This window comes from Inquilinus limosus (genome assembly GCF_002195995.1).
Lineage (GTDB): Bacteria > Pseudomonadota > Alphaproteobacteria > DSM-16000 > Inquilinaceae > Inquilinus > Inquilinus limosus_C.
In genome coordinates this window covers 10,131-20,991 of the sequence record NZ_NHON01000145.1, presented here as the reverse complement: position 1 = coordinate 20,991, position 10,861 = coordinate 10,131, and the positions used below count along the sequence as shown (strand labels likewise).

10 protein-coding genes (1 of these 10 running past the window's edge) are annotated in these 10,861 nt (G+C 67.2%); 3 read left to right on the top strand and 7 right to left on the bottom strand.

Annotation, left to right across the window (positions count from 1 at the left end; genetic code table 11):
* Window positions 1-608 precede the first annotated feature (608 nt).
* Entirely contained in the window at window positions 609-1,133 is a 525-nt protein-coding gene (locus BWR60_RS34065) for a MucR family transcriptional regulator (protein ID WP_088157460.1), read from the top strand.
* A gap of 109 nt (window positions 1,134-1,242) precedes the next feature.
* Here the strand turns inward: BWR60_RS34065 and BWR60_RS34060 are convergent, their stop codons facing one another.
* The 6 genes from BWR60_RS34060 to cyoA all read right to left on the bottom strand — a co-directional run bounded on the left by BWR60_RS34060 (window position 1,243) and on the right by cyoA (window position 7,885).
* Window positions 1,243-2,673 (bottom strand): aldehyde dehydrogenase family protein, encoded by a 1,431-nt coding sequence (locus tag BWR60_RS34060; RefSeq protein ID WP_088157458.1) that lies wholly within the window; start codon window positions 2,671-2,673, stop codon window positions 1,243-1,245.
* Between the two features lie 277 nt (window positions 2,674-2,950).
* A complete protein-coding gene (locus BWR60_RS34055; RefSeq protein ID WP_088157456.1) occupies window positions 2,951-3,715 on the bottom strand; it encodes an SURF1 family protein in 765 nt (254 codons plus the stop codon).
* Window positions 3,712-4,104 carry a cytochrome o ubiquinol oxidase subunit IV gene (gene cyoD / locus BWR60_RS34050; protein ID WP_088157454.1) on the bottom strand — a complete coding sequence of 131 codons (393 nt, stop codon included), beginning with the start codon at window positions 4,102-4,104 and terminating at the stop codon, window positions 3,712-3,714. The genes BWR60_RS34055 and cyoD overlap by 4 nt, the downstream gene beginning before the upstream one ends.
* Window positions 4,101-4,739, bottom strand: coding sequence for a cytochrome o ubiquinol oxidase subunit III (cyoC, locus tag BWR60_RS34045; RefSeq protein WP_088157452.1), 639 nt, complete (start codon window positions 4,737-4,739; stop codon window positions 4,101-4,103). The genes cyoD and cyoC overlap by 4 nt, the downstream gene beginning before the upstream one ends.
* Entirely contained in the window at window positions 4,739-6,751 is a 2,013-nt protein-coding gene (cyoB, locus tag BWR60_RS34040) for a cytochrome o ubiquinol oxidase subunit I (protein ID WP_088157450.1), read from the bottom strand. Before cyoB ends, cyoC begins: the two co-directional genes overlap by 1 nt.
* A 105-nt stretch (window positions 6,752-6,856) precedes the next feature.
* A complete protein-coding gene (gene cyoA / locus BWR60_RS34035) occupies window positions 6,857-7,885 on the bottom strand; it encodes a ubiquinol oxidase subunit II (RefSeq protein WP_230983270.1) in 1,029 nt (342 codons plus the stop codon).
* Between the two features lie 422 nt (window positions 7,886-8,307).
* Here cyoA and BWR60_RS34030 point away from each other — a divergent pair, with 422 nt between their 5' ends.
* Window positions 8,308-9,531 carry an MFS transporter gene (locus BWR60_RS34030; protein ID WP_343216433.1) on the top strand — a complete coding sequence of 408 codons (1,224 nt, stop codon included), beginning with the start codon at window positions 8,308-8,310 and terminating at the stop codon, window positions 9,529-9,531.
* Between the two features lie 43 nt (window positions 9,532-9,574).
* Here the strand turns inward: BWR60_RS34030 and BWR60_RS34025 are convergent, their stop codons facing one another.
* On the bottom strand, window positions 9,575-10,717 hold the full coding sequence (locus BWR60_RS34025; protein ID WP_088157444.1) for an alpha-hydroxy acid oxidase: 1,143 nt from the start codon (window positions 10,715-10,717) through the stop codon (window positions 9,575-9,577).
* A 102-nt stretch (window positions 10,718-10,819) separates the two neighbouring features.
* On the opposite strand from BWR60_RS34025, the gene BWR60_RS34020 reads away from it, so the two are divergent.
* Window positions 10,820-10,861 carry the start of a D-aminopeptidase gene (locus BWR60_RS34020; protein ID WP_088157442.1) on the top strand. Its footprint extends 1,530 nt past the window's final position, so the window shows 42 of its 1,572 coding nt (coding positions 1-42); its start codon is at window positions 10,820-10,822; its stop codon lies beyond the right edge, outside the window.

Sequence of the window (10,861 nt, the reverse complement as noted above, 5' to 3'; positions counted from 1 at the left end):
GCTCCACCGCCCGCACCACTCGCTCACGGAGATCCATCGAGCACGGTTTACCCATCCAGGCTGGCCTCCTCCCAGCCAGCATGGTGAATCACATTCCCTCGCCCCTGGGAATCCCCTTCCGATTCTAACCAACCTCATTCCGCTCTAGACCGGGAATTCCTAAGATCTGGTTACGCCGGAGGTCGGCACGGCCAGGCTTGCAGGCGGTCGACGCGCCGAGTCCCGCCAGTCCTTGCCGCAACGGTCCTATCGATTCTGCGTCATTTCGATACATGCAAATTCCATAAAATTGCATATCCTTGAGATACCATAAGATCCGGACCAATCCTGGGACGACACCCCTTGGTATCCTGCCCAACCGGCGAGCATACGCAAGGAACGGAAATGGCGCCGGTAACAATCCTGCTCAACTCGGATCATATTCCGAAGGCAAGCAGTTCGAAGGGAAAGAGTCACACGGTCGAAAACTTTTTTCTGAATCCCACGGAACCTTACGGCTGTTCTTGGCTTGTAGCATTGGCGGTCGCGAGAGCAGTCTCGGGGCAGCCGCGGTCGCCGCAGCGGCCGAGCAACGGGGGACTGGCATACGGGGTGTGAGGGAAAGCGCGATGTCGACGCTGATCGAGAACGAGATCCTGAAGTTCACCAAGGAAATCATCGTTGCCCATGTCTCCCATAATGCGGTGGACAGCGAGAGCTTGCCGAACCTGATCCGGAGCGTGCACCTGTCCTTGATCGAGGCCCGCAGCGCCTCGGTCCCGCGGGACGCGGCGGCCGAGTCCGATCCCGGCGCCGTGGGCGCGGAGGAGACACCGAGGGCCGACGCCGCAGCGCAGGCCGAGACCGGCGTCGCGGCATCCGCCCCGGCCGTCCCGGTCGCGGACTCGGTGACGCCGGACTACATCATCTGCCTGGAGGACGGCCGGCCCTTCAAGATGATGAAGCGCTGGCTGCGCGCCACCTACGGCATGACGCCGGAGCAGTACCGCGCCAAATGGAACCTGCCGCCGGACTATCCGATGGTGGCGCCGAACTACGCCCGGTCGAAATCGGTCTACGCCAAGGCCCAGGGCCTGGGCACCGAGAAGCTGCGCCAGCGTGCCGTCAAGCAGCGGTCCCGCCGCAGCGCCTGAGCCCGGGGTCAGACGGCCTCCGCGAGGTCGGTCCGCGGCAGCGAATGCAATGGCACCCCGGCTGCAGGCCCGGACCGGAGCCTTCCCGAAGGAAGGCTCCGGCGAGGATTCAGGCGGCCTCGTAGCCGATTACGCCCTTGATCTCAAGGAACTCCTCGAGGCCGAACTCGGCGTATTCCCGGCCGTTGCCCGACTGCTTGTAGCCGCCGAACGGCGCAGCGGTGTCCCAGGCCGGGTAGTTGATGTGGACATTGCCGACGCGCAGCTGCGACGCCACCTTGCGCGCCCGCTCCAGGTCGCCCGACTGGACATAGGCGGCCAGGCCGTAGGGCGTGTCGTTGGCCAGCTCGATCGCCTGCGCCTCGGTCTCATAGGTCAGGATCGACAGCACCGGGCCGAAGATCTCCTCGCGCGCGATCGTCATGTCCGGGGTCACCCGGGCGAAGACCGTCGGGCGGACGAAATAGCCGCGGTTCAGCCCGTCCGGGCGGCCGGGGCCGCCGGCCACCAGCTCCGCCCCCTCGGCGATGCCGGCCTCGATCAGCTTCTGGATCTTGTCGTACTGCACCTGGCTGACCACGGGGCCGAGCTGGGTGTCCGGCGCGTCGGCCGGGCCGACCTTGAAGCCCTCGGCCGCCGCGCGGGCGTAGCCGATCGCCTCGTCCTGCCGGTCCAGCGGCACGAACATCCGGGTCGGGGCGTTGCAGGACTGGCCGCTGTTGCCGAAGCAGCCGGCGACGCCCTTGGTCACCGCCCGCTTCAGGTCGGCGTCGGCCAAGATGATGTTGGCCGACTTGCCGCCCAGCTCCTGATGCACCCGCTTGACCGTGTCGGCGGCGGCCTTGGCCACCAGGATGCCGGCCCGGGTCGAGCCGGTGAAGGACACCATGTCGACATCGGGGTGGCTGGAGATGGCGGCGCCGACCGTCGGCCCGTCGCCATTGACCAGGTTGAACACGCCCTTCGGCACGCCGGCCTCATCCAGGATCTCGGCGAAGATGATGGCGTCGAGCGGCGCGATCTCGCTCGGCTTCAGCACCATGGTGCAGCCGGCGGCCAGGGCCGGGCCGACCTTGCAGGTGATCTGGTTCAAGGGCCAGTTCCACGGCGTGATCATGCCGACCACGCCGACCGGCTCCTTCACCACCATCGAGGTGCCCTTGGCCCGCTGGAACTGGAAGGTCTCCAGCGCCTCGATGATCCGGGTCAGATGCGCGTCGCCGGCCCAGGTCTGGGAGTCGAGCGCGAACTGCCGCGGCGCGCCCATCTCGCGCGACACGGCGAGCGCGATGTCCGGCGCGCGGCGCTTGTAGACCTCCAGGATCCGGCGCAGCAGGGCCAGGCGCTCCTCGCGGCTGGTGCGGGCGAAGGCCGGGAAGGCTCGCTTCGCCGCCGCCACCGCGCGGTCGACATCCGCGGCCGAGCCGAGCGAGATCTGGGCGAAGGCCTCCTCGGTCGAGGGGTCGATCACGTCGAGCGTCTTCGGCGTGATCGGGTCGACCCATGCGCCGTCGATGTAGAATTGGGTTTCGTGCGCCATCAGAACCTCGTTCGGTCGTGGGGCGGAGGGGAGCTCGAGCCCTGCCCTCCGTCGCTTCCGCCGCCTCCCGCGACGGGCTGATCGAAGGTTAGACCAGGCGTCGGGGGGCGGGGAAGCTCCGGCGCGTGGGGGACGGCCATGCGCGGGCCTGGCCGTCCCGCCCCTCTCCGTCATTGCGAGGAGGCGAAGCCGACGAAGCAATCCAGGGGCCAGTGCGAACCGGCCCCTGGATTGCTTCGCTGCGCTCGCAATGACGGTGTGGGAAACACGGGAGAGGCTACGCGTCCCGGCGCCTGAGACTGCTTTCGCGCCGCCGCTCCGACCGCACCGCATATCCCACCCCGAAGGCCAGCAGCGCCGCCAGGCCGAACCAGGTGATGGCGTAGACCAGGTGGCTGTTCGGGAAGGCGATCACCGTCAGCCCGCCGACCGGCAGCCCGCCAGGATTGGGCGTGGCGTCGGCGTCGATGAAGTAAGGCGCGGCATCCGTCAGCCCCCGCGCGGCGGCGATGGCGGCGACGTCGCGGGAATACCAGCGCTCCGCCGCCGGGTCGTTCGAGCGCAGGAAGCCGCCCTTGGGCTCGGTGATGCGCAGGAGGCCGGTGACCGTCAGCGGCCCCTCCATTTGCCCCGCCGCGCGGGTGGCCGGGTCGCGGTTCTCGGTCGGCACGAAGCCGCGGTTGACCAGCACCACCGTGCCGTCATCCGCCTGCAGCGGCGTCATCACCCAGTAGCCGGCGCCCTTCATGGTCGAGGCCGTGACCTGGGCCTCGCGGTCGTTCAGGAAGCGGCCGGAGATGCGGACGTGGCGGTATTCGTCCTGGTCGGCAGTGACCCGGGCCCATCCGTCCGGCCCCGGCGGGGCGACGGGCTCGGCCGCGACGCGCTGGTCGACCCGGGCGATCAGGTCGAGCTTCCAGGCCCGCCGCTCGACCTGCCAGATTCCGAGCGCCAGCAGGCCGAGAAACACCGCCAGGGCCGCCGCCCCGAGGACGATCAGGCTGGCGGTCGAGCGAGGCCGGTGTGCCTCGCCCTGGCTCACGGCATGTTGCGCATGTCGTGGGCGGAGACCGGCATCATGTTGTGGTTGAGGTGGTACATCACCCACAGCGAGCCGGCGAGCGTGATCACCACCAGCACCACGGTGAAGATCAGGGCCAGCATGGTCCAGCCGCCCTCCGACCGGGTGTTCATGTGCAGGAAATAGACCATGTGCACGACGATCTGGACGACCGCGAGCGCCATGATCACCAGCGCCGTGGTCTGGGCATCGGCGAAGATGTCGCCCATCACCAGCCAGAACGGGATCGCGGTCAGGATCACCGCCAGCACGAAGCCGGTGATGTAGCCCTTCAGCGTGCCATGGCCGCTGGCGTCGCCATGATGGTGGTCATGATGATGGCCGGCGTGATCGGTGTGGGCGGCGCTCATGCCATGGATCCCATCAGATAGACGAAGGTGAAGACGCCGATCCAGATGACGTCCAGGAAGTGCCAGAACAGGCTGAGGCACATCAGCCGGCGCTTATTGTCCGGGATCAGCCCGTGCCGGGCGACCTGGATCATCATCGTCACCATCCAGACGATGCCGACGGTGACGTGCAGCCCGTGCGTGCCGACCAGGGTGAAGAAGGACGACAGGAAGGCGCTGCGCTGCGGCCCCGCCCCTTCATGGATCAGATGCGCGAACTCGTAGAGCTCGAGCCCGACGAAGGCGACGCCGAACAGCGCCGTCACCGCCAGCCAGGCCAGGGTGGCGCCCTTGCGGTTGCGCTCCATCTCCAGCATGGCGAAGCCGCAGGTGATGGAGGACAGGAGCAGCATCGAGGTGTTGACCGCCACCAGCGGCAGGTCGAACAGGTCGGCGCCGGACGGGCCGGCCGCGTAGCTGCGGCCGAGCACGCCATAGCAGGCGAAGAGGACTGCGAAGATCAGGCAGTCGCTCATCAGGTAGATCCAGAAGCCAAGCATCGTGCTGCCGCCCGAATGCTCGTGCTCCTCGTCGACGTGGAAGCGGGTCTCGCCGTTCGCAGTGGGTCCGTTGGCGGTTGGATTGATCGCGGTCATCAGGAAGCGGCTCCCGCCCGGGCCAGCACGCGGCTGCGCTCATCCTCGACCTTGGTCACGACCTCGGCCGGGATGTGGTAGTCGCGCTTGTAGTTGAAGGTGTGCCCGATCGACACGGCCAGCATCGCCACGAAACCCAGCGCCGCCAGCCACCAGATGTGCCAGACCATGGCGAAGGCGAAGGCCACGCTGAGGCCGCCCAGGATCACGCCCGTGCCGGTGTTCTTCGGCATATGGATCGCCTTGAACCCGGACAGCGGCCGGACATAGCCGCGCTTCTTCATGTCGTCCCACGCGTCGTGGTCGTGCACCAGCGGCGTGAAGGCGAAGTTGTACTCCGGCGGCGGCGAGGAGGTGGACCATTCCAGCGTGCGGGCGTTCCACGGATCGCCGGTGACGTCGCGCAGCTGCTCGCGCCGCTTGAAGCTCACGGCCAGCTGGATCAGGAAGGACAGGATGCCGAAGGCGATCAGCACCGCGCCGAAGGCGGCGATGACGAACCAGATCTGCAGCGACTGGTCGTCGAAATGGTTCACCCGGCGGGTGACGCCCATCAGGCCGAGCACATAGAGCGGCATGAAGGCGAAGTAGAAGCCGATGAACCAGAACCAGAACGACATCTTGCCCCAGAAGGGATCGAGCTTGAAGCCGAAGGCCTTCGGAAACCAGTAGGTGAAGCCGGCGAACACGCCGAACACCACGCCGCCGATGATGACGTTGTGGAAATGGGCGATCAGGAACAGGCTGTTGTGCAGCACGAAATCGGCCGGGGGCACCGCCAGCAGCACGCCGGTCATGCCGCCGATGACGAAGGTCACCATGAAGCCGATGGTCCACAGCATCGGCACTTCGAACCGGATGCGGCCCCGGTACATGGTGAACAGCCAGTTGAACATCTTCGCCCCCGTCGGGATCGAGATGATCATCGTGGTGATGCCGAAGAACGAGTTCACGCTGGCGCCGGAGCCCATCGTGAAGAAGTGATGCAGCCACACCAGGTACGACAGGATGGTGATCACCACCGTGGCGTAGACCATCGAGGTGTAGCCGAACAGGCGCTTGCCGCAGAAGGTCGACACGACCTCGGAGAAGATGCCGAAGGCCGGCAGGATGAGGATGTAGACCTCCGGATGCCCCCAGATCCAGATCAGGTTCACATACATCATCGGGCTGCCGCCGAAGTCGTTGGTGAAGAAGTTCGTGCCGGCGTAGCGGTCGAGCGACAGCAGGGCCAGGACGGCGGTCAGCACCGGGAAGGCGGCGACGATCAGGACGTTGGTGCACAGCGCGGTCCAGGTGAAGACCGGCATCTTCATCATGGTCATGCCCGGCGCCCGCATCTTGACGATGGTGGCCACCAGGTTGACGCCCGATAACAAGGTTCCGATGCCCGCGACCTGCAGGCCCCAGATATAGTAGTCGACGCCGACATCCGGGCTGTAGGCGATGCCCGACAGCGGCGGATAGGCCAGCCAGCCGGTCTTGGCGAACTCGCCGACGAACAGCGAGATCATGACGATCACCGCGCCGGCCGTGGTCATCCAGAAGCTGAAATTGTTCAGGAACGGGAAGGACACGTCGCGGGCGCCGATCTGCAGCGGCACCACGAAGTTCATCAAGCCCGTGACGAAGGGCATGGCCATGAAGAAGATCATGATCACGCCATGGGCGGTGAACACCTGGTCGTAGTGATGCGGCGGCAGGTAGCCCTCATTGGCGCCGAAGGCGATGGCCTGCTGCGCCCGCATCATGATCGCGTCGGAGAAGCCGCGCAGCAGCATCACCAGGGCCAGGATCACATACATGATCCCGATCTTCTTGTGGTCGATGCTGGTGAACCATTCGCGCCAGAGATAGCCCCACAGGCGGAAATAGGTGATGGCCCCGAACAGCGCGATGCCGCCGAGCGCCACCGCGATGAAGGTGACGACCAGGATCGGCTCGTGGAACGGCAGCGCGCCGAGCGTCAGCTTGCCGAAGACGAGCGTCTGGAGATCTAGGTTTGAGAACATCGGGCTACTCTGTCGTTCCGAAGGCCGCCACGCTGGGCGACAGCCTCCGCCATAGTGTCGGTGCCGCGGCCTGGGACGGGCCGGCGGCGGTCATCGATGCGGTCCTCACTCGACGCGCAGGGGCTGCTCCGTCCGGCGGCTGAACAGGATGCCCTCCGGCGGCCGGCTGTCGGCCATGTCGCCGTCGGTGGTGCAGATCGCCGCGACATAGCTGCGGACCGGGCCGGCGCCGCGGCGGACATCCTTGTCGTGGTTGAGCGCGATGACGTTGTCGATGCCGGCCATGCCGCCGCCGCCGCGGGAGTCGATGCTCATCATCTCGTTCATGCACATCTTCGAGCGGTCGACGCACATGTTGAGGATGGCGCCATAGAGGTCGGGGGCGACCGTGCCGTAATGGCGCACCGGCTCGCGCTCGCTCGGCCGCTCCAGCGCCAGGTACTCCTCGCGGCTCAGGCTGCCGCCGCCCGACTTGACCTTCTGCACCCAGGCGTCGAAATCGCCCGCGGCGAGGCCGTGGAAGGCGAAGCGCATGCCGGAGAAGCCGGCGCCGCTGTAGTTGGCCGAGAAGCCCTCATACTCGCCGGGCTTGTTGATCACGGCGTGCAGCTTCGTCTCCATCCCGGCCATGGCGTAGATCTGCCCCGCCAGCGCCGGCACGAAGAAGGAGTTCATCACCGTGGCCGAGGTGATCTTGAACTGGATCGGCACGTCGACCGGCGCCGCCAGCTCGTTCACCGTGGCGATGCCCTGCTCCGGGTAGAGGAACAGCCATTTCCAGTCGAGCGCCACGACCTCGACGGTCAGCGGCTTCACGTCGGCGGCGACCGTGCGCTCCGAGTCGATGCGCTCCAGCGGCCGGTAGGGGTCGAGCGTGTGGGTGCTGATCCAGGTCAGGGCGCCGAGCGCGATGATGATCACCAGCGGCGCCGACCAGATCACCACCTCGAGCTGAGTCGAATGGTGCCAGTCGGGCTCATACGGGGCGTCCTTGTTCGACTGGCGGTACTTCCAGGCAAAGAACAGCGTCAGGGCGATCACCGGCACGATGATCAGCAGCATCAGGATCGTGGAGACCACGATCAGGTCGCGCTGCTGCACCGCAATATCGCCGGAAGGGGACATGACCACCATGTTGCACCCGCCCAGGAGGACCAGGGCAGGAAGTGCAGCGAGGCGGCCTAAAGCTTTGATGGACATGCCGTTGCCTGGAAAGCGAGAACGATAAGGCGGCCCTGCCTTACCGAAGCGTTACGCGATGTAACAGAGGACAGTTTGTCCTACCAGATGCCCATTGGTTGCAGTGCAACATCGTCGCACCGGGGTTGACGGCAGGGCCCTGGGCGATTCCGGAGCCGCCGGGGCTCGCTTGGCACGATTTGACGCACCGGAATCCTGGGCCATACTCAAAAGAAAAAACAGCGGCATCTCGGCCCGGCCCACCCAGGAGGAATCAGTTTATGGCCACTGTCAGTCGAGACTTCGGGTCCCAGCCCCCGAACGCCGCGCCACGGCACCGCGCAGGTGTCCCACCCGGCGAGATCGCGATCGGCGTCGTGATCGGCCGGACCGCGGAATTCTTCGACTTCTTCGTCTACGCCATCGCCTCGGTGCTCGTGTTCCCGCGGTTCTTCTTCCCGCATGCGGCGCCGCTCGACGCGATGCTCTACTCCTTCGCCGTCTTCGCCCTCGCCTTCGTCGCCCGCCCGCTCGGCTCGGTCCTGTTCATGGAGATCGACCGCCGGCACGGCCGCAGCGTCAAGCTGACCGCGGCGATGTTCCTGCTCGGCGGGTCCACCGCCGCCATGGCCTTCCTGCCCGGCACCGGCGACATCGGCACCGCCGCCATCGCCCTCCTGGCGCTGTGCCGCATCGGCCAGGGCCTGGCCCTCGGCGGCGCCTGGGACGGGCTGGCCTCGCTGCTGGCGCTGAACGCGCCGCAGAACCGGCGCGGCTGGTACGCGATGATGCCGCAGCTCGGCGCCCCGCTCGGCTTCATGCTGGCCAGCGCGTTGTTCGCCTTCTTCCTGGTCAACCTGCCGGCCGCCGACTTCCTGGACTGGGGCTGGCGCTACCCGTTCTTCGTCGCCTTCGCGATCAACGTGGTCGCCCTGTTTGCCCGGCTGCGCCTGGTGGTGACCGAGCAGTTCGAGCGGCTGTACGAGAGCAAGGATCTCGAGGCGGCGAGCGTGCCCGAGACGCTGAAGCAGCAGGGCCACAACATCCTGGTCGGGGCCTTCGTGCCGCTGGCCACCTTCGCCCTGTTCCACCTGGTGACGGTGTTCCCGCTGAGCTGGGTGACGCTGTACACCGACCACAATGCCGGCAATTTCCTGATGACGGAGTTCGCCGGCGCCATCCTCGGCGCCGCCATGATCGTGGTCTCCGGGCTGATCGCCGACCGCACCGGCCGGCGCACGCTGCTGGCGGCCTGCGCGGTGCTGATCGCGATCTTCAGCTTCGTCACGCCGCTGCTGCTGGGCGGCGGGCCGACGGCGCGGTCGGCCTTCGTGATCCTCGGCTTCGGCCTGCTCGGCCTGTCCTTCGGCCAGGCGGCCGGCGCGGTGGCGTCGAACTTCCCGAACCAGCACCGCTACACCGCCTCGGCCCTGACCTCGGACCTGGCCTGGATGGTCGGCGCCGGCTTCGCGCCCCTGGTGGCGCTGGCCCTGGCCAGCCAGTTCGGCCTGGCCCTGGTCGGCGCCTATCTCCTGTCCGGCGCCGTCTGCACCCTGGCGGCGCTGCGGGTCAACAAGGAGCTGGAACTGCGGGGGAACTGACACGGACGCCCCGCAGCCGGCTCAACCCGGCTGCGGGCGCGCCCTATCCCCGGATCACCAAGCTGCTGCGGTCGACCTTGGTGATGTCGCCGGTGCCGGTCAGCGCCATGCTGATGTCCAGCTCCTTGCGCATGATCTCCAGCGCCTTGGTCACGCCGGCCTCGCCCATCGCCGCCAGGCCGTAGAGGAAGGCCTTGCCCATCAGGCAGCCGCGGGCGCCCAGCGCCACGGCCTTGAGGATGTCCTGGCCGGACTGCACGCCGCCGTCGAACAGCACCTCGGTCCTGTCGCCGATCGCCTGGACGATGCCCGGCAGGGCCGAGATCGAGGAGCGGGCGCCGTCCAGCTGACGGCCGCCATGGTTGGAGACCACCACCGCATCGGCGCCGGTCGAGGCGGCGATCCGCGCGTCATCCTCGTCCAGCACGCCCTTCAGGATCAGCTTGCCGGGCCAGAGGCTGCGCACCCATTCGACGTCCTTCCAGCTCAGCGACGCGTCGAACTGGCTGGCGGTCCATTGCGACAGCGTCTTCAGGCTGTCCGCGCCCTTCACATGCCCGTCCAGATTGCCGAAGCTGCGGCGCTTGCCGAACAGCACCTTCATCGCCCAGGCCGGCTTGGTGGCGATGTCCAGCGCATTGGCCAGGGTCAGCCGCGGCGGCACGGCCAGGCCGTTCTTGAGGTCGCGGTGGCGCTGGCCCTGGATCTGCAGGTCGAGCGTCAGCACCAGGGCCGAGCACTGCGCCGCCTTCGCCCGCTCGATCAGCGACTGCGAGAAGCCGCGGTCGCGCATGACATAGAGCTGGAACCAGAACGGCTTCTTCACCGCCGCCGCCACATCCTCGATCGAGCAGATCGACATGGTCGACAGGCAGAACGGAATGCCGAAGGCCTGGGCCGCGCGGGCGCCGTGGATCTCGCCGTCGCCGTGGAACAGGCCGGTCAGGCCGGTCGGCGCGATCGCCAGCGGCATCGTGACGTCCTCACCCAGGATCCGGGTCGCGACCGAGCGCTTGTCGACGTCGATCATCACCCGCTGGCGCAGGCCGATCGCGGCCAAATCCGCCCGGTTCGCCCGCAGCGTCACCTCGTCATAGGAGCCGCGGTCGGCATAGTCGAAGATCGCGCGCGGGATGCGCCGGGCCGCCAGCGCTCGCAGGTCCTGGATGTTGGTGATCGTCGGCATCGGGCAGTCTTCTGGAGCAAGGTTTATGTCTGATAAATCGCACGGGAGCCGCTGTCACCCATCTTTACACATCGCGGCCGGGGCGCCAGGGTGACGGCCATCATGACGACCACGCTCTCCCGCCTCGACCGCGCCCTCGCCACC